Origin of the sequence: Nocardioides cremeus (genome assembly GCF_030518195.1) — a bacterium.
Taxonomy (GTDB): Bacteria; Actinomycetota; Actinomycetes; order Propionibacteriales; family Nocardioidaceae; genus Nocardioides; species Nocardioides cremeus.
In genome coordinates this window covers 156,525-173,884 of record NZ_JAULSC010000006.1, presented here as the reverse complement: position 1 = coordinate 173,884, position 17,360 = coordinate 156,525, and the positions used below count along the sequence as shown (strand labels likewise).

Genomic DNA, 17,360 nt, shown 5'->3' with positions numbered 1-17,360 from the left:
GTGTTTCGAGCACCAGCCCTGCATCTGCTTGGCCCCAACGCCGGCCCCAACTCGGTACCAGAGTGGGTCACCCGCGCAAAGGTTTCTGGGACATAAACGCGACATAAGGCAATGTGACTCAAGAAGGTAAGTGGCCCCCGATCTGCGTTTCCGCAGGTCAGGGGCCACTTTCTTGTAGCGGGGGCAGGATTTGAACCTGCGACCTCTGGGTTATGAGCCCAGCGAGCTACCGAGCTGCTCCACCCCGCGTCGGTGATCACCAACTTACACAAGGCCCCGGGGCGCCTCCAAATCGGATGCGCCCCGGGGTCCGTGAGGTGGGTCTCAGCCCTCGTCGCCGGTCTCGGCGTCGGTGCCCGGGTCGACGTCGGTGCCGCCGTCGGTGCTGCCGTCGGTGCTGTCGTCGACGTCGTCGCCGGCGCCCGTCAGGTCCAGCGCCTCGGCGATCGCGTCCTGGGCGATCGTCACCTGGCGCTGGTACTCGCCCAGGTCACCGTCGGCGATGGCCTCGTCGGCGGCGTTGAAGGCGTTCTCGGCGCGCTGCAGCAGCCGGTCGATCTGCTCCTGCACGGTGCCGGTGGGCGCCTCGCCGCCGGTGTTCCCGCCGCCGTTGCCGCCGTTGCCACCGTTGCCGCCGTTGTTGTTGCCGGTCTGCTCCGGGGTGATGCCCGAGGAGCGGATCAGGTCCTCCAGCGAGTCGCGCAGCGTCGAGCCGATGCCGATGTTGTCGCCGTACTTGGTCAGCACGTAGCGCAGGATCGGGAAGCTGGCGTCGGAGAGCTCACGCAGCGCGTAGACCGGCTGCACGTACATCAGCCCGTCGTTGACCGGCAGCGTGAGCAGGTTGCCTCGCACCGGGCGGGCACCCGAGCGGTTGAACTGCGCCAGCAGGTCGGCCACGTCGGGGTCGGAGGCGAACTGGTTGGCCACCAGGGCCGGACCCGGCGTCTGCTCGTTGGGCAGCTCGAGCACCCGCATGTCACCGTACCCCTCCTCGTCCGTGGCGTCGGAGTTGACCGACACGAAGGAGGCCAGGTTGTTCTTGCGGTAGGGCACGTAGACCGAGGTCAGCGAGAAGTCCTCCTCGTCGCCCGCGACACCCGGGTTGTCGATGAACAGGCGGTAGGGCGGCTGGAACGTGCCGCTGACGTCGGGGTCCTCGGGCACCTCCCAGCGGTTGTTGCCCTGGTACCAGTCGCCCGGGTCGGTGACGTGGTAGCGCGCGAACTGGTAGCGCTGCACCTTGAAGAGGTCCTCGGGGTAGCGCAGGTGGCGCAGCAGCTCGTCGGAGATCTCCTCGCGGGGCTCGACGGTGCCGGGGAAGGCGGCCTTCCAGGCCTGCAGGATCGGGTCCTCGGTGTCCCACTCGTAGAGGGTCACCGAGCCGTCGTACGCGTCGACGGTCGCCTTGACCGCGTTGCGCATGTAGTTGATCTCGTCGGTGGGCAGCGTCTGCAGGCCCGTGGTCTCGGGCGCCAGGGCGTCGTCGGTCATCTCGTCGAACGACTCGCGCTCGGCCAGCGGGTAGCGGTCGGTGACCGTGTACCCGTCGAGGATCCACACGATCCGCCCGTCGACGACGGCCGGGTAGGGGTCGGAGTCGACGGTCAGCCACGGGGCGACCTTCTCGACGCGCAGCGCCGGCTCGCGGTCGTAGAGCACGCGCGAGTTCTCGTTGACCCGCTCGGAGAGCAGGAAGTTCGGCTCGCCGAACTTGATCGCGAACATCAGCTGGTTGAAGACACCGCCGACACCGGCGTCGCCGTCGCCCTCGAAGGTCGTGGTGGTGTCGTCGACCTCCGAGCCCACGGCCGGCAGGTTCAGCTCCACGGCCGTGGCGTCCTCCGACGGCTTGCCGACCACCGAGTAGTTGGGGCTCTGCTCGCCGTAGTAGACGCGCGGCTCGAAGCCGCCCGTGGCGTCGGCGAGGTCCTGCTCGCCGGCGTTGGTGCCCTGGGCCCACTCGATCCCCACGTCGCCCGCGCCCGCGGTCTCGGTGTCGATCTGCGCGTCGTCGTCACGGTCGCGCTGGTTGGCGTAGGCGGCGATGATGCCGTTGCCGTGGGTGTAGACGGTGTGCAGGTTGTTCCAGGACGGGTCGGGCACGCCCTCGGGGTTGAGCTCGCGCACGCCGAGCACCAGGGCGCGGTCGACGCCGTCGATGTCGTAGCGGTCCACGTCGAGGACGTCGGCCACCGAGTAGTAGGCACGCACCTGCTGGGTCTGCTCGAATGCCGGGCGCACCACCTGCGGGTCGACCAGCGGCACCGACTTGGTCTGGTCGTCGAGGGAGGCCAGCGACGAGCCGATCTGGGTGTCGGGCGTGTAGCCCTCCACCTCCACGTCGGTCAGGTCGTACGCCGCCCTGGTCGCCTCGATGTTGCGCTCGATGTAGGGACGCTCGCGGTCGGGCTCGGAGGGGTTGACCTGGAACTGCTGGACGATGCCGGGCCAGATGACGCCCAGCAGGATCGCCGAGAGGGCCAGCAGCGCGATGCCGACCGAGGGCAGCATCCAGGTGCGGCGCCACACGTTGAGGAAGAAGAGCACCGCGCAGATGATCGAGATGCCCAGCAGGATGTTCTTGGCCGGCAGCACCGCGTTGTCGTCGGTGTAGGTGATGCCGGTGATCAGCGCCCCGGACTGGCTGACCAGGTCGAAGCGGTCGAGCCAGTAGTCGGCGCCCTTGGCCAGCACGAACAGGCCCAGCAGCAGCGAGAGCTGCGCCTGCGCGGCCCCGGTCAGCCGGTCGCCCGGCGTCTGCAGCGAGATGCCGCCGTACAGGTAGTGGGTCAGCGCGGCGGCCAGCAGCGAGACCACGAAGACCGCCATCGCGAAGTCGACCAGGAAGTGCAGCCAGGGCAGGTCGAAGACGAAGAAGCCGATGTCACGGCCGAACTGCGCGTCCTCGGTGCCGAAGTCGTTGCCGTTGCGCCACAGCAGGTAGGTGCGCCACGCGCCGGCACCCGAGGTGCCGGAGAAGAGCGCGAGCACCACGGCCACGCCGAGCACCACCCAGCGCCGGATCGGGGTGATCGCGTCGCGGTAGCGCCCCATCCCGTTGGTGTCGCCCATGCCGGCGAAGACCGGGCGCAGCCGGTAGGCCAGCACCACGTTGAGCGCCACGACGGCCGCCATCACCAGGCCGAACACGAAGAACAGCGCGACGCGGGTCCACAGCATGGTGGAGAAGACCTCGCCGTAGCCCCCGGAGACGTACCAGAGCCGGTCGGTGTAGAAGCCCGAGAACGTCGTCAGCGCGAAGAAGAGCGCGATGAGGACGCCGGCGGTGATCACCAGGGCGCGCGAGCGCCCGCTGGTCGCAGGGGCCTGGGGGGCGGCTGCCGGCGGCTCGGGGCCGAAGGTCTCGCTCACGGGTGGTGCCTCTCGTCGTTCATCTGGTCGTTCATGTGGTCGTCGTCGGTCAGGGTGGCGTCGAGCAGCTCCAGGAGCGCCGGCACCAGCTCGGCCCCACCGACCACCTTGGTGTCGTCGTCGTGGCTGCGGAAGCGCATCGCGCAGTAGCGCGACCCCTCACGGGTCACCCCGGCCACCATCCGCAGCTCCTGGCGCGCCGGGTGCTCGCGGGCGTACGCCGCCGCCTCGTCGGGGTCCTCGGGCAGCTCGCCGTCGGCCTCGGGCGGCAGCACGAGCCGCTCGACGACGGCGGCGCACCCGGTGACCTCGGCGGGCCAGGCGATGGTCTCGAGCACCCGCTCGAGCTGCTGGGAGGGGTCGAGCTGGTCCTGCTCGACCGAGGTCAGCGAGCCGCGCTCGGAGGAGGCGTCGAGCCCCATCGCGGCGGCCAGCTGGGGCTCGTGGGCGACCAGCTGGGCGGTGTCGACCAGCGCGAAGAGCCGGGCCGGCTGGTCCCAGCCGGCCTCGCTGGCGTGCTTCTCGATCTCCAGCACCGCCGCGGCCAGCGCCGGGTCGACGTCGAGGTCGGCGAGCTGGTCGGCGGGCACGGGGGTCTCGTCCACGGGGTCCACGGGGGTCTCGTCCTTCGGGTCGGTCATCAGTCCTCGCAGCTCGGGAGGTCGGCGTCGGGGTCGTCGGCCCAGGCCTGGACCGCGGCCAGCGCGCTCTCGAAGGTCTCGGCGCGCACCAGGCGCGGGCTGCCGTCGTCGACGCCCAGCGCCTGGTCGCAGTCGTCGGGCGGCACCAGGAACAGCTCGGCGCCGTCGCGCTCGGCGCCCGCGATCTTCTGCTGGATACCCCCGATGGGCCCCACCGCGCCCTCGAGGTCGAGGGTGCCGGTGCCGGCGACGGTGCCGCCACCGGTCAGCGAGCCCTCGGTGAGGGTGTCGTAGATGCCCAGCGCGAACATCAGCCCGGCGCTGGGGCCGCCGATGTTGGGGTCGATGTTGACCGACACGTCGAAGGGGTAGCGGAAGCCCTGGCCGGGCGTGAACCCGACGCGCTGCACGCCGTCGTCGGGGTCCTTCTCCGGGGTCAGCTCGACGTCACGCTTCTTGCCGTCCCGCTCGACCTGCAGGGTGACCGGCTCGCCCGCGGGCGTGTCGCGGATGGAGTCCACCAGCATCTGGGGCGACTCCACCTGCTCGCCGTCGATGCGCAGCACGACGTCGCGCACCTCGAGCTTGCCGTCGGCGGGGCTGTCGGGCACGACGTAGGCGACCTGCAGCGCCGACTCGACCTCGTAGTCGAGGGCCTCGAGCGCGTTGGCGATCGCCACGTCCTGGGAGGTCACCATCGACACCGCGCCCTGGCGCTCGTCCTCCTCGGCGGTGACGTCGTCGGGGTGCACGTAGTCGTAGGGCAGCACCGCCTCCTCCTCGTCGAACCACGCCCACATCAGCTCGGGCAGCGAGAGCCGCTTGCCCACCGGGCTGACGCTGACCGTGGTCAGGCGCAGCTCACCGGCGTCGCGGTAGGTCTTCACGCCCCGCACCTGGATCGTCTCGGAGCCGTCGGGCTGGTCGAGCACGTCGACGGTCGGCCCGGGCTGGTAGGTGGCGTAGGGCAGCGAGGTGAACCAGGCCGCCACGAACAGCGCGAGCACCAACGGCGCCGCGACGAGGGCGGCGATCAGGCGCTGGCTCATGGCCACACCTTCTCATCACCCGCCAAGAGGGCTGGTCAGGAGGCCTTGCGTGCCCGGGAGGGGCGGACGGCGATGCCGGTGCTGCGGTCGCGCTCGGGGCGGGGTGCGGCGTAGCGCAGCGGCGTCTCGCGCGCCATCCCCTTCGCCAGGCGCCGCACCATCACCTCGCGGTCGACCTCGCGGGGCTCGCGCCCGGCCCAGCCGACCCAGCCCATCGCCCCGACCGTGACCAGCACGGCCGGCACCAGCCACAGCAGGATCTCCACTCCCCCAGGCTAGGGACCCGGAGGCGCACGGCCCGGCTGCCACGCCGAAGCTCGTGGTCAGGGGGTGCCGACCCACTCGTCCTGGCCGTCGGTGAAGCGCTGGTGCTTCCAGATCGGCACCTCTGACTTGAGTGTGTCGATGAGGTCGCGGGAGGCGGCGAAGGCCTGCCCGCGGTGGCTGGCGACGGTGGCCACCACGACGGCGACGTCACCGATGGCCAGCGAGCCGGTGCGGTGCAGGGCGGCGACGCCCTGCACGTCGTGGTCGGCCGCGACCTGCTCGCAGACCTCGCGCAGCCGGGCCAGGGCGGTGGGGTGGGCGGAGTAGTCGAGGCCCACGACGCCCTTGCCGCCGTCGTGGTCGCGCACCCGGCCCACGAACAGGGTCAGGCCGCCGGCGGCGTCGTCGTCGAGCGCCGCCATCACCTCCTCGACCTCGAGCGGGGTCTCGCGCAGGTCGACGAGGCGGACGACAGGGGGTGTGCTGCTGGTCACGACCCGAGCCTACGGCGTACGGGCGGGCCGCCACCGGGGCCTGCCGGCCTTGGGCGCCCCGGCGTAGCCTGACCCCATGACTGACAAGCCTGCGGACGGCCCCGGCGACGGCGACGACGAGCAGCAGAACCCCTTCAAGGGCACGCCCTTCGAGCACCTCTTCGGTGCCGGCGGCCCGATGGGCGCCATGGGCGGCGCCGGCGGGCAGATGCCCGACCTGAGCGCGATGTTCGGCGGCAAGATGCCCGACCTCAACCAGATCATGAGCCAGATCCAGTCGCTGATGCAGCCCTACGAGGGCCCGGTCAACTGGGACCTCGCGGTCGACACCGCCCGCAAGACCGTGGCCCAGCAGCCCGACCCCAGCCCGTCGCAGCGCCAGAAGGACGCGGTCGCCGACGCCCTGGGGCTGGCCGACCACTGGCTCGACGCCGCCACCGACCTGCCCTCGGCGATCACCAGCACCAGCGCCTGGAGCCGCGCCGAGTGGGTCGTGGGCACCCAGGAGGTCTGGCGCGGGCTGGTCGAGCCGGTCGCCGCCCAGTCCACCCAGTCGCTCTCGAGCGCCCTGCCCGAGGAGGCGCGCGCCATGGGCGGCCCGCTGCTGGGCATGCTCGGCACCTTCATGGGCTCGATGCTGGCCACCCAGGCCGGCTCGGGCATCGGCACCCTGGCCTCCGAGGTGCTCTCGGTCTCCGACGTCGGCCTGCCGCTGGCGCCCGCCGGTCGCGCGGCGCTGCTGCCGGCCAACATCGAGACGTTCGCCGAGGGCCTCGACGTCGGCTACGACGACGTGCTGCTCTACCTGGCCCTGCGCGAGGCCGCTCACCAGCGCCTCTACGGCAGCGTCCCGTGGCTGCGCGACCACGTGCTCGGCGCGGTCAAGGACTACGGGCGCGGCATCGACATCAACACCGAGGCGATCCAGGAGCGCCTCGAGGAGCAGATGCGCGGCGTCGACCCCAGCAACCCCGAGTCGGTGCAGCAGCTGCTCGAGGGCGGGCTCTTCGACCTGCCCAAGTCGCCGCTGCAGGTGGCCGCGCTCGAGCGGCTCGAGATCGTGCTCGCCCTCGTCGAGGGCTGGGTCGACGAGGTGGTCAGCCAGGCCACCGAGGGCAAGATGCCCTCCGCCGCCAAGCTGCAGGAGGCCGTACGCCGCCGCCGCGCGGCCGGTGGCCCCGCCGAGGAGACCTTCGCGGCCCTGGTGGGCCTCGAGCTGCGACCGCGGCGGCTGCGCGACGCCTCCACCCTGTGGGGCTCGCTGCGCACCCGTCAGGGCCCCGAGGCCCGCGACGGCGTGTGGACCCACCCCGACCTGCTGCCGACCTCGGCCGACCTCGACGACCCGCTCGGCTTCCGCGACGAGGCCAACGCGCCCGAGGCGCTGAGCGAGGCCGACTTCGACGCCGAGCTGGCCAAGCTGCTCGGTGGCGAGCAGCCCGACGACCAGCAGCGCGACGACGGCGAGTGAGCCTGCACGCCGACGCGCTGGCGCTGCTCTCGGGCTGGTCGGCCCCCGACGCGGGCCAGGAGGAGCTGCGTGAGCGCTACGTCGCGCAGCTGCACGCCGACCCCGACGCGCTGCGCCGCGAGGGCCGCCCCGACCACCTGACGGCGAGCACCCTGGTGCTCAGCGCCGACCGGGAGCGGGTGCTGCTGACCCTGCACGCCAAGGCCCGGCGCTGGTTCCAGCTGGGCGGGCACTGCGAGGAGGCCGACCCGACCCTGGCCGCGGCGGCGCTGCGCGAGGCCACCGAGGAGTCCGGGCTGGCCGGGCTGCACCTCGACCCGGTCCCGGTGCAGCTCAGCGCCCACCCGGTCCCCTTCTGCGGCGGCCCGCCCGAGCGGCCGGTGCACCACCTCGACGTGCGCTTCGTGGCGGTCGCCGGCGACGAGCAGCACGCACTCAGCGAGGAGTCCCTCGACCTGCGGTGGTGGCCGGTCGACGCGCTGCCCGACCCCGAGGCCGACCTGGTCGAGCTGGTGCGGCTGGCCCGTGCGCGCCTGTGCGCTCAGTCGGGCTCGTCGGGCTCGTCGGGCTCGTCGCGCGCCGCCGACCAGCCCATCAGGTAGCCCTTCGCGCGCTCGGCCTGCGGGTAGTTGTCGACCCAGGCCCAGAACCGCTCGTTGTGGTGGGCCTCGACCAGGTGCGCCAGCTCGTGGACGATGACGTAGTCGACGACCCACTGCGGCATCTGCTGCAGCCGCGACGAGATCCGGATCGTGCGCTCCCCCGGCGTGCACGACCCCCACCGCGTCGCCTGGTTCTCCACCCAGCGCACCGACTCGGGCACCGCGAGCCCACCGAGGTAGCGGTCCGAGAGGCTCCGCGCCCGGCCCATCAGGTCGTCGTCGCTGGGCCGGCGCCGCTGCTCGGAGCGCTCGATGCGCGCCACCATCGTCGCGACCCAGTCGGCCTCCTCGGCGCGGGTCAGCGAGGCCGGCACCAGCACCACGATGCGACCGCCGTCGCGGTACGCCGACACGGTGCGGCGGCGGCGGGCCGAGCGGCGTACCTCGACCTCGGGCGGGCAGGGCGGGACCGATCCCGAGCGCGGGTCGTCGTCTGGCCGGGAGTCCGGCAGGACCGCCATACCCCGCAGGCTAGCCGTTCGCCCACTCCAGCAGGCGCTGCTTGGGCCAGGTGTTGACGATCCGATCGGGGTCGATGCCGGCGGCCGCGGCACGCTGGGCGCCGTAGGCGAGGAAGTCGAGCTGCCCCGGGGCGTGGGCGTCGGTGTCGATGGAGAACAGGCAACCCAGGTCGCGGGCCAGCTCGAGCAGCCGGGTCGGGGGGTCGCGCCGCTCGGGACGGGAGTTGATCTCGACCGCGGTGCCGCTCTCGGCGCAGGCCTCGAAGACCGCGTGTGCGTCGAAGCTCGACTCGGCACGGGTGCCGCGGCCGCCGGTGACCAGACGGCCCGTGCAGTGGCCCAGCACGTCGACCCGCGGGTTGCGCACCGCGGCCACCATCCGCCGCGTCATCGCCTCGGACTCCATCTTCAGCTTGGAGTGCACGCTGGCCACCCGCACGTCGAGGCGGTCGAGCATCTCGTCGCTCTGGTCGAGGGAGCCGTCGTCGAGGATGTCGACCTCGATGCCCTTGAGCAGCGTGAAGCCGGAGCCGGCCAGGTGGTCGTTGACCGCGTCGATGACGTCGAGCTGGCGCGCGAGCCGCTCGGCGGAGAGCCCGCGGGCGACCTTGAGGCGCGGCGAGTGGTCGGTGAGCACCTGGTACTCCCGGCCGAGCTCGATGGCGCTGAAGGCCATCTCCTCGATCGGCGAGCCCCCGTCGGACCAGTCGGAGTGCGAGTGCAGGTCGCCGCGCAGCAGCGCGTGCAGCTCCTCGCCACCCTCGACGAGCGGCCCGCCGTGCTCGGCCTCGGCCCGCACCAGCCGGTCGGGACGCTGCCCGCGCACCGCCTGCTCGATCACCGACGCGGTGCTGGCGCCCACGCCGTCGACGCGGCGCAGGGTGCCGTCGGCGACCGCGCTGGCCACCGCCTCCTCGCCCATCGGCAGGATCGCCGCGGCCGCGCCCCGGTAGGCCTTGACCTTGTAGGTGTCCTCGCGGCCGCGCTCGAGCAGGAAGGCGATCCGCCGCAGCGCGGCGACCGGTCCGGCGTCGTACGGCTCCTGGCTGGTCTGGTCGGCCACACCGGGAAGCCTAGGTGCCGTAGGGTCGAGCCGGCCCGGTGGCACCCGCCGCGGCGACCCGAGTGAGACAGCGAGGAGGCCGTCATGGCGGAGACCTGGAGCGGCGAGTTCTACTGCGTGAAGTGCAAGGAGAAGCGCGAGGCGGAGGGCGAGGTCAGGGTCAACGACAAGGGCACCCGCATGGCCAAGGCCGTGTGCCCGGTCTGCAGCACCAACCTCAACCGCATCCTCGGCAAGGCCTGAGCCCACCGGCCCCCGGCCAGACCTGTGGACGAGCCGGGGCTGCGCCGGCGTGGGAGGGGTAGGAAGGGCGCATGAGCCTGCCCCCACCACTGCCGGCGCGGCCCCGGCTGCTGCCCGGCGCCGGGATCTACCGCCGCGACGACCGGCACCTGCAGGTCGGCCTCGCCGCGCCGCGCCGGGTCGTCCTGGCCGACCACCCCGAGGTGCGCGCCCTGCTGCGCTCGCTCGAGGCCCCCGCGTCGTACGCCGCCGCCCCGGCCGGTCCCCGCCCGGCGGCAGCGCTCTCGGCGCTGGCGGCGGCCGGGCTGCTGGTCGACGCCGACGAGGTCGACGACTGCCTGCGCGAGGCACGCGACGGGGGCGGAGCCGACGAGGCCGGCGTGGCCGCAGCCTTCTGCGAGGCGCCGCTCGACGCACCCCGTCGGCTGCGCGAGCGGGCGCGCGCCCGCGTGCAGGTGCTGGGCGAGGCGAGCACGTGCGCCGAGGTCGCCGGCGTGCTGGGCGAGTCGGGGGTGGGTGTGCACTCCCCCGGCGCCGAGCCGCCCGGCCTGGCGCTGCTCGTCGGCTCCGAGCCCGACCGTGAGCAGGTGGACGACCTGGTGCGCGACCAGGTGCCGCACCTGCTGGTGACCGCGCACCTCGACACCTACGTCGTGGGTCCGTTCGTGGTGCCCGGTCGCACCGCCTGCCTGCGCTGCCTCGACGCCCACGCCGGCGACAGCGATCCCCGGCGCGCGCTCGTGCTGGCCCAGCACGCGCAGCGTGCACGGGCGCCGACGACCGCGCCCGAGCCCAGCGACCCGGCGCTGCGCCGGCTGGCGGTGGCGTGGGCGGTGCGCGACGTGGTGCGCCACCTCGACGGTGAGCGGCCCTCGACCTGGTCGGCGACCACGACCCTGGGCCCCGACCTGGCGCCGGCCCGCTCGGTGCTGCTGCGCCACCCGCACTGCGGCTGCGCGTGGGACGAGCTGGCCACGGCCTGAGCCGGGCGGCTCACCACCACTCGGAGTCGAGCTTGCCCTCCATGGCGCGCAGGTGCTCGCGCGAGCAGGTGTCGCAGAAGACGCGGGTGCGACCGCGCTCGACGGCGGTCGACCAGGAGAGGGTCGCGGCGTCGTCGTCCTCCTGGCGGCCGCAGAAGTCACAGGTGCGCATGCCTGCCACCCTAGGTGTGCTGCCCGGATGTGCAGCCCGCGGACGCGCAGGAGCCGGGCACGACAGGTGTCGTGCCCGGCTCCGTGCTGCTACAGCGCGCGGGCCAGGGCCAGGCGCGCCTGCTGGGCGGCGGCCTCGGCCCTGCGGCTCAGGCGCTGGGCCCGGGCCAGCTGGTGGCCACGGCGAAGGGAATGCGCCTCTCCCAGGCGCGCGGCCATTTGTGCGCGGGCCAGATCTTCGTTCATCAAGCTCATGTCGTTGCTCCGGTTCGTGTGCGTGGTCATGGTGTCTCTGTCTTCCAGGACGAGGTGGTGGCGCTCAGAGCGCCCGGGCGAAGGCGGTGCGGGCCTGGGCCGCGGCACGCTCAGCACGTCGGCTGAAGCGGTGCGCGCGAGCCAGCTCGTGGTGGCGTCGCCGTCGTCCTGCCTCGTCGAGCCGGGCGCTGATCTGCGCCGCGGCGAGGGTGTCGGGCTGGATGTGCATGGTGGTCGTCTCTCTGTGAGTGATGTCGGGGTGCTGCTGGTGCTGCTGGGTGGTCAGGCCGCCTGCTCGTCCTTGCGGGGCCGGCCGCGGGGCCGCTTGCGCGGGATCACGACGCCTTGCAGGAAGAGCTCACCGCCCCACACGCCCCAGGGCTCACGCCGCTCGAGGGCCCCGGCCAGGCACAGCTGGCGCACGGGGCAGTCGAGACAGAGCGCCTTGGCACGTTCGACGTCCTGGGGGGACTCGGCGAACCAGAGCTCGGGGTTGGCGACCCGGCAGGGCATCTGGTCGGCGGGCAGGGCCTCGTCGACGCGGTCGAGAACGCTGATGGTCATGGATGTCACCTCCTTGTCGACCTGGTAGCGGGTGGGAAACAGCTGGGTGGGCCGCTGGTGGCAAAGACAAAGGCCGCGGATCCCGGTTTCGGGTTCCGCGGCCTGGAGGCTCTCGACGACTGCTCTCAGCAGGTCGGTGGTCTCCAGGCAGAGGTCCCCCGGGCGGCGGCGAAGCCGGCCTGGCCCTTCACGGCGCCGATGACGCCACGACGGTCACGATCGACGACGTGACCGGAAGTGGGCAGGAGGGTGCCGTACGGGCGCGCGGTCGTCGCGGCGGTCATGGCCGTCATCGCGATCTGGTTGCTGAACATCTGCTCCACCTCCTCGTGGTCTCGTGCGCGGGCGTCGTCACTGCCTGGGTGCGCGTTTGCTGGTGCTGAGTAAACTAGCGGCCCCCTCGTGTAAGGGGCAAACCATTTATTGACTATTTCTCGAGAACTTTCCTGCGCCCCCGTCAGCAGGGCGTGAAACGCCCGCTCGGCCCTCGACTCAGCCCACGACGCCGAGCACGTCCTCGCCGTAGCGGTCGAGCTTCTGGCGCCCGATCCCGCTGATGCGCAGCAGCGCCTCGGGGGTCTGCGGCTTCTGCTCGGCGATCAGCTCGAGGGTGGCGTCGGAGAAGACCACGAAGGCCGGCACCTTCTCCTCGCCGGCGCGCTCCTTGCGCCACTCGCGCAGCCGCTCGAAGAGCTCCTCGTCGTAGGAGGCCGGGCAGTCCTCGCAGCGCGCGCGCTTCTTGTCGGCCGGGGTGCGCAGCGGGGTGCCGCACTCGCGGCAGCTCATCGCACGACCGGCCCGCGTCGAGCCCGATGGCCGCGGTCGGGCCTCCTCGGGCAGCAGCGGGTCGAGGAACCGCGAGGGCTTGCGCGAGCCCCGGCCGCCGGGGTTGCGCGCCAGCGACCACGAGCAGGAGAGCTCGAGGCGGGCGCGGGTCATGCCGACGTAGAGCAGCCGGCGCTCCTCCTCGACCGCCGCCGGGGTGTCGGCGTAGGTGATGGGCAGGGTGCCGTCCTGCAGCCCGCAGAGGAAGACGTGGTCCCACTCCAGGCCCTTCGCGGCGTGGAAGGTCGCCAGGGTCACGCCCTCGGCCACCGGGGCGTGCTGCTCGGCGGCGCGACGGTCGAGGTCGTCGACGAAGGCGCCGGCGGGGTCGGCGTGGTCCTTGCCCTCCCCCGCCGCGAACTCCTCGGCCTGGTCGACCAGCGCCTGCCAGGACTCCCACCGGTCGCGGGTCTGGCCCCGCCCGGTCGGCGGCGCGGAGGTCCAGCCCATCCCGGCCAGCGTGGAGCGCACCAGCTCGACGAGCTCCTCGCCCTCGCCGCTGCGCGCGGCGCCCCGGATGCGGGTGACCGCCTCGCGCACCTCGGGCCGGTCGAAGAACCGGGCCGCGCCGCGGATCACGTAGGGGATCTTGCGTGCCGCCAGCGCCTCCTCGAACGTCTCGGACTGGGCGTTGATGCGGAAGAGGATGGCCACCTCGCCCAGCGAGGCGCCGGCCTCGCGCAGCTGCAGGACGCGCGCGGCGACCGCCTCGGCCTCCGAGACCTCGTCGGGGGCCGAGCGGTACTCCACCGCGCGGCCCGAGGGACGCTGGGAGCGCAGCGAGACGCTGGTGGTGGCCGAGCCCTCGAGCAGCGCGTTGGCCGCGGAGACCACCTCGGGGGTCGAGCGGTAGTTGCGGACCAGCTCGACCGAGGTGGTGCCGGGGTGCTTGACGGGGAAGTCGCGCAGGTAGTCGGCGTCGGCGCCGGCGAAGGAGTAGATGGTCTGCGCGGGGTCGCCCACCACGCACAGCTCGTCGCGCCCGCCGAGCCACAGGTCGAGCAGCGCCGACTGCAGCGGCGAGACGTCCTGGAACTCGTCGACGACGAAGTACTTGTACTGCCGGCGCACCTGCGCGGCCACCCGCTCGTCCTCGGCGAGCAGCCCCGCGGTCAGCAGCAGGATGTCCTCCATGTCCATCCGGCCCTCGCCGCGCTTGACGTCCTCGTACCCCGCGAAGACGCGCGCGACGGTGTCGGCGTCGTGGCCGGTGACGCTGCGCCCGCGGCGGGTGGCGACGCGCGCGTAGTCGTCGGGGTGGACGTTGCTGACCTTGGCCCACTCGACCTCCGAGGCCAGGTCGCGCAGCAGCGCCTGGTCGACGCGCAGCCGCTGGCGCCGCGCGGCGCCGGCGAGCAGCGGGATCTTCGACTCGGTCAGGCGGGGCAGCTCGGTGCCGTGGACGTGGGGCCAGAAGTAGCGCAGCTGGCGCAGCGCGGCGGCGTGGAAGGTGCGCGCCTGCACCGCACCGGCACCCATGGTGCGCAGCCGCTGGCGCATCTCGCCGGCGGCGCGCGTGGTGAAGGTGACCGCGAGCACCTCGGTCGGGGTGTAGACCCCGGAGGCGACGCCGTAGGCGATGCGGTGGGTGATCGCCCGGGTCTTGCCGGTGCCGGCACCGGCCAGCACCCGCACCGGGCCGCGCAGCGCCTCCGCGACCTCCCGCTGCTCGGGGTCGAGAGCGGAGAGCAGGGCGTCGGGGTCGGGCATCAGGGGGAACAACTCCGCTTCGGACGTGGTTGGCATGGGGACCGATCACACCCTAGATGCCGGAGGCGACAGCCCGAGATGAGCACCGAAGCACCTGTGGAGACCACCCCCACGACCGGGTTCACGATGTACAGCACCCCGTGGTGCGGCTACTGCCACCGCCTGAAGTCGCAGCTGGACCGTGAGGGCATCCCCTTCACGATCGTCGACATCGAGCAGGACCCCGCGGCCGCCGACGTCGTCATGGAGGTCAACAACGGCAACCAGACGGTGCCGACGCTGGTCTTCTCCGACGGCAGCGCGATGACCAACCCCTCGCTGGTGCAGGTCAAGGACAAGCTGGCCTCGCTGGCCTGATCGGCCGGCCCGGCCGGTCCGACCGGCCGGCCGGGCTCACCAGTGGCCGGGCAGCGGGCCGCCGTACCAGTGCTCGACCAGCGAGCGGCTGATGGAGACCCCGCCCGGCAGCACGAGGCTGCCGGCCTCGGCCTGCTCACGCATCTCGGCACGGGTGAACCAGCGCGCGTCCTCGAGCTCGTCGTGGTCGACCTCGATGGCGGTGCTGGTCGCCCGGGCCGTGAAGCCGACCATCAGGCTCGCCGGCAGCGGCCACGGCTGGTTGCCGAAGTAGGTGACCTCGCCCACGCGCACGCCCGTCTCCTCGAGGACCTCGCGGCGCACGGCGTCCTCGAGGCTCTCGCCGGGCTCGCAGAAGCCCGCCAGCGTCGAGAAGCGGCCCTCGGGCCAGACCGACTGGCGCCCCAGGAGGCAGCGCTCGTCGTCGCTGCCCGGCTCGCCGTGCGCGACGACCATGATCACCGCGGGGTCGGTGCGCGGGAACTGCGCCTTGCCGCAGCGCGTGCAGACCAGCTCGTGGCCCGACTTGCGGGGTTCGAGGTCGCCCGCGCAGCGCGGGCAGAAGCGGGTCACGAAGAGCCACTCGGCCAGCCCCAGGGCGTGGAAGACCAGGGGCGCGTAGGCCAGCGCGTCGTCGGCCAGCGAGGGCAGCAGCCCGCGCAGCGGCACCCAGCCCTCGCCCCGCCGGGAGAGCTCCGCGTCGGTCACGACCGCGAACCAGGCGCGGCCGTCCCACTCCCCCAGCAGCACCCGCAGTCCCTCGGGCGCCTCGCCGGGCGGGACCCACTCGATGCGACCCCCGCTCGGGCGGATGCGGGTGCCCGAGACCACCAGGACCCGGCTCTCCGGGTCGGCCCAACGCTGCTCGAGCCAGGCGTCGTCGGTGCGGTGCAGCGCGGCGCGGTCGTGTGGGTCGGCGGCCATCATCTGGTGCGGGTAGCTCACGAGCGCGACGGTAGCGCGCGGGACAGCCCGGACCAGCACGGAACAGCCCGGCCCCCGGGCGCGTTCCACCGACGTGGAGATCTGGGACAGCATCGTCGTCGGCGCCGGCCAGGCGGGGCTCTCGGCCTCCTTCCACCTGGCCAGGCGGGGCGTGCGGCACCTGGTGCTCGACGCCGCCCCGGCTCCTGGCGGCGCGTGGCAGCACCGCTGGGACTCGCTGTCGATGGTCGACGTGCACGGCGTGCACGAGCTGCCGCACGACCCACGTGACCCGGCGGACCCCGGGGCGCCCGGCCGCGACGACCGACCGGCCAACCGTGCGGTCCCGGCCTACTTCGCCGACTACGAGCGCCGGCACGCGCTGCCGGTGCTGCGCCCGGTGCGCGTCGACCGGGTCACCGACGGCCCCGGGACGCTGCTGACCGTGCACGCCGGCGAGCGCACCTGGTCGACCCGCACGCTGGTCAACGCCTCGGGCACGTGGTCGCAGCCCTACCTGCCCGCCTACCCCGGCGCTGCCGAGTTCGCCGGGCTGCAGGTGCACACCCGCGACTACCCCGGCGCCGAGGCCTTCCGTGGCCGCCGCACCGTCGTGGTCGGCGGCGGCGCGGCCGCGGTGCAGCTGCTCGGCGAGGTCGCGCTGGTCACCGACACCCTGTGGGTCACCCGGCGTGAGCCGCGCTGGCGCACCGACGACTTCACCAGCGAGGCGGGCCGGGCCGCGGTGGCGCTCGTCGAGGACCGGGTGCGCCGGGGACTGCCGCCCGCGAGCGTCGTGGGCGTGACGGGGCTGGCGTTGCGCGAGCAGGAGCGAGCAGCGGCCGCGCTCGGTGCCTACGACCGGCAGCCGATGTTCGCCGCGCTCGAGCGTGACGGCGTGCGGTGGGCCGACGGCCGGTTCGAGCCGGCCCAGGCCGTGCTCTGGGCCACCGGCTTCCGTCCGGCGGTGCGCCACCTCGCGCCGCTGCACCTGCGCACCCGCGAGGGCGGGATCCGCCTCGACCGGCACGGCACCACCGCGGTCGACGACCCGCGGGTGCAGCTGGTCGGCTACGGCCCCTCGGCGAGCACCATCGGCGCCAACCGGGCCGGCCGGCACGCGGCCGTCGGTGTCGTGGCCGCCCTGGGCGCGGGCCGCGACCGGACGGCTCAGGCCGGGTAGGACACCTCGGCGCGCCAGTCGCCCGGTTCCTGGTGGGCGGCCGCCCAGATCGCCTCCGCGACCGCGTCGTGGCTGAAGGTGCCCTCGCGGGCCAGCGCGCCCCGCACGGTCACCGAGACCGCGCGCACCCCCTCGGGGGCCAGCGTCGTGTCGAGGGAGCGCACCAGGTTGCGCACGCCGGCCTTCTGCACGCCCAGCGACGCTGCGGCGGCCGACGGCTCGTCGGCGGCCATCGAGCCGGTGACGGTGACTCGCGAGCCGGGGTGCAGGTAGGGGTGCGCGGCCTGCACGGCCACCAGCAGCGCGCCCACCCCGAGCCGCACGTCGTCGAGCAGCTCCTCGACCCCCAGGTGCAGCGGGTCGGCCTCGCGGTAGGCGCTCGGGTTGACGTGCAGCAGGTCGATGCGCCCCAGCCGGCGCGCCAGGTCGGCGACCGCCCCGCCCCCGGTCACCGGGTCGGAGACGTCGGCGACCCGGCGCTCGACCCGCGCCGGCACCAGCGTCGAGGCGAGGTCCTCGAGGGCGGCCTCGTCGTTGCCGACCAGGCCGACCGCCCAGCCGTCGGCCGCGCAGCGGCGCGCCAGCGACCCGCTGACACCCGGACCGGCCCCGACCACCACGACGACCCGCTGCTCCGCGCTCATCCCCCGACCCTACGACCC

General features: G+C 73.5%; 20 protein-coding genes, 1 tRNA gene and 1 pseudogene. 6 read left to right on the top strand and 16 right to left on the bottom strand.

Features of this window, described 5'->3' with window-relative positions:
* Nucleotides 1–175 precede the first annotated feature (175 nt).
* The 6 genes from QWJ41_RS08925 to QWJ41_RS08900 all read right to left on the bottom strand — a co-directional run bounded on the left by QWJ41_RS08925 (nt 176) and on the right by QWJ41_RS08900 (nt 5,826).
* Nucleotides 176–249 (bottom strand) — tRNA-Met (locus QWJ41_RS08925).
* A 75-nt stretch (nt 250–324) separates the two neighbouring features.
* Nucleotides 325–3,375, bottom strand: coding sequence for a UPF0182 family membrane protein (locus QWJ41_RS08920; RefSeq protein WP_302707426.1), 3,051 nt, complete (start codon nt 3,373–3,375; stop codon nt 325–327).
* Nucleotides 3,372–4,016, bottom strand: coding sequence for a PPA1309 family protein (locus QWJ41_RS08915; RefSeq protein ID WP_302707424.1), 645 nt, complete (start codon nt 4,014–4,016; stop codon nt 3,372–3,374). The genes QWJ41_RS08920 and QWJ41_RS08915 overlap by 4 nt, the downstream gene beginning before the upstream one ends.
* Complete coding sequence (locus QWJ41_RS08910; RefSeq protein WP_302707422.1) at nt 4,016–5,065, bottom strand: YlbL family protein; 1,050 nt, start codon at nt 5,063–5,065, stop codon at nt 4,016–4,018. The genes QWJ41_RS08915 and QWJ41_RS08910 overlap by 1 nt, the downstream gene beginning before the upstream one ends.
* Before the next feature lie 35 nt (nt 5,066–5,100).
* Nucleotides 5,101–5,331 (bottom strand): hypothetical protein, encoded by a 231-nt coding sequence (locus QWJ41_RS08905; RefSeq protein ID WP_302707420.1) that lies wholly within the window; start codon nt 5,329–5,331, stop codon nt 5,101–5,103.
* 57 nt (nt 5,332–5,388) lie between these two features.
* A complete protein-coding gene (locus tag QWJ41_RS08900) occupies nt 5,389–5,826 on the bottom strand; it encodes a molybdenum cofactor biosynthesis protein MoaE (protein ID WP_302707418.1) in 438 nt (145 codons plus the stop codon).
* 76 nt (nt 5,827–5,902) lie between these two features.
* Here QWJ41_RS08900 and QWJ41_RS08895 point away from each other — a divergent pair, with 76 nt between their 5' ends.
* Nucleotides 5,903–7,297, top strand: coding sequence for a zinc-dependent metalloprotease (locus QWJ41_RS08895; protein WP_302707416.1), 1,395 nt, complete (start codon nt 5,903–5,905; stop codon nt 7,295–7,297).
* A complete protein-coding gene (locus QWJ41_RS08890) occupies nt 7,294–7,899 on the top strand; it encodes an NUDIX hydrolase (RefSeq protein ID WP_302707414.1) in 606 nt (201 codons plus the stop codon). The genes QWJ41_RS08895 and QWJ41_RS08890 overlap by 4 nt, the downstream gene beginning before the upstream one ends.
* On the opposite strand, the gene QWJ41_RS08885 is transcribed toward QWJ41_RS08890, so the two are convergent.
* Both QWJ41_RS08885 and QWJ41_RS08880 read right to left on the bottom strand, forming a co-directional pair.
* Nucleotides 7,839–8,420 (bottom strand): M48 metallopeptidase family protein, encoded by a 582-nt coding sequence (locus tag QWJ41_RS08885; RefSeq protein ID WP_302707412.1) that lies wholly within the window; start codon nt 8,418–8,420, stop codon nt 7,839–7,841. The genes QWJ41_RS08890 and QWJ41_RS08885 overlap by 61 nt on opposite strands.
* A gap of 10 nt (nt 8,421–8,430) precedes the next feature.
* Nucleotides 8,431–9,483, bottom strand: a complete 1,053-nt coding sequence (locus QWJ41_RS08880) for a PHP domain-containing protein (RefSeq protein WP_302707410.1) — start codon at nt 9,481–9,483, stop codon at nt 8,431–8,433.
* 84 nt (nt 9,484–9,567) lie between these two features.
* On the opposite strand from QWJ41_RS08880, the gene QWJ41_RS08875 reads away from it, so the two are divergent.
* Complete coding sequence (locus tag QWJ41_RS08875) at nt 9,568–9,726, top strand: DUF5679 domain-containing protein (RefSeq protein ID WP_091026547.1); 159 nt, start codon at nt 9,568–9,570, stop codon at nt 9,724–9,726.
* A 71-nt stretch (nt 9,727–9,797) separates the two neighbouring features.
* On the top strand, nt 9,798–10,709 hold the full coding sequence (locus QWJ41_RS08870; RefSeq protein WP_302707404.1) for a TOMM precursor leader peptide-binding protein: 912 nt from the start codon (nt 9,798–9,800) through the stop codon (nt 10,707–10,709).
* A gap of 10 nt (nt 10,710–10,719) precedes the next feature.
* Here the strand turns inward: QWJ41_RS08870 and QWJ41_RS08865 are convergent, their stop codons facing one another.
* The 6 genes and pseudogenes from QWJ41_RS08865 to QWJ41_RS08840 form a co-directional block, all read right to left on the bottom strand.
* The gene (locus QWJ41_RS08865; RefSeq protein ID WP_302707402.1) at nt 10,720–10,881 is read right to left on the bottom strand and encodes a hypothetical protein; all 162 of its coding nucleotides are present in this window, start codon (nt 10,879–10,881) and stop codon (nt 10,720–10,722) included.
* A gap of 89 nt (nt 10,882–10,970) precedes the next feature.
* On the bottom strand, nt 10,971–11,165 hold the full coding sequence (locus QWJ41_RS08860; RefSeq protein WP_302707400.1) for a putative WhiB-interacting protein: 195 nt from the start codon (nt 11,163–11,165) through the stop codon (nt 10,971–10,973).
* A 34-nt stretch (nt 11,166–11,199) separates the two neighbouring features.
* Nucleotides 11,200–11,445 (bottom strand): annotated as a pseudogene (locus tag QWJ41_RS08855) (putative WhiB-interacting protein); the annotation flags it as partial.
* A complete protein-coding gene (locus tag QWJ41_RS08850) occupies nt 11,418–11,699 on the bottom strand; it encodes a WhiB family transcriptional regulator (RefSeq protein ID WP_302707397.1) in 282 nt (93 codons plus the stop codon). The gene QWJ41_RS08850 and the pseudogene QWJ41_RS08855, both read right to left, overlap by 28 nt.
* A 125-nt stretch (nt 11,700–11,824) precedes the next feature.
* The gene (locus QWJ41_RS08845; protein ID WP_302707395.1) at nt 11,825–12,013 is read right to left on the bottom strand and encodes a hypothetical protein; all 189 of its coding nucleotides are present in this window, start codon (nt 12,011–12,013) and stop codon (nt 11,825–11,827) included.
* A gap of 178 nt (nt 12,014–12,191) precedes the next feature.
* On the bottom strand, nt 12,192–14,270 hold the full coding sequence (locus QWJ41_RS08840) for an ATP-dependent DNA helicase UvrD2 (RefSeq protein ID WP_302707393.1): 2,079 nt from the start codon (nt 14,268–14,270) through the stop codon (nt 12,192–12,194).
* Between the two features lie 42 nt (nt 14,271–14,312).
* Between QWJ41_RS08840 and QWJ41_RS08835 the strand changes: the two genes are divergently transcribed.
* Nucleotides 14,313–14,591, top strand: a complete 279-nt coding sequence (locus QWJ41_RS08835; protein WP_302707391.1) for a mycoredoxin — start codon at nt 14,313–14,315, stop codon at nt 14,589–14,591.
* A gap of 36 nt (nt 14,592–14,627) precedes the next feature.
* Here QWJ41_RS08835 and nudC read toward each other — a convergent pair whose 3' ends face one another.
* Nucleotides 14,628–15,536, bottom strand: a complete 909-nt coding sequence (gene nudC, locus QWJ41_RS08830) for an NAD(+) diphosphatase (RefSeq protein WP_302707389.1) — start codon at nt 15,534–15,536, stop codon at nt 14,628–14,630.
* A gap of 73 nt (nt 15,537–15,609) precedes the next feature.
* Here nudC and QWJ41_RS08825 point away from each other — a divergent pair, with 73 nt between their 5' ends.
* On the top strand, nt 15,610–16,698 hold the full coding sequence (locus QWJ41_RS08825) for an NAD(P)-binding domain-containing protein (protein ID WP_302707387.1): 1,089 nt from the start codon (nt 15,610–15,612) through the stop codon (nt 16,696–16,698).
* Here QWJ41_RS08825 and QWJ41_RS08820 read toward each other — a convergent pair.
* A complete protein-coding gene (locus QWJ41_RS08820; protein WP_302707385.1) occupies nt 16,686–17,342 on the bottom strand; it encodes an SDR family NAD(P)-dependent oxidoreductase in 657 nt (218 codons plus the stop codon). The genes QWJ41_RS08825 and QWJ41_RS08820 overlap by 13 nt on opposite strands.
* Between the last annotated feature and the right edge of the window lie 18 nt (nt 17,343–17,360).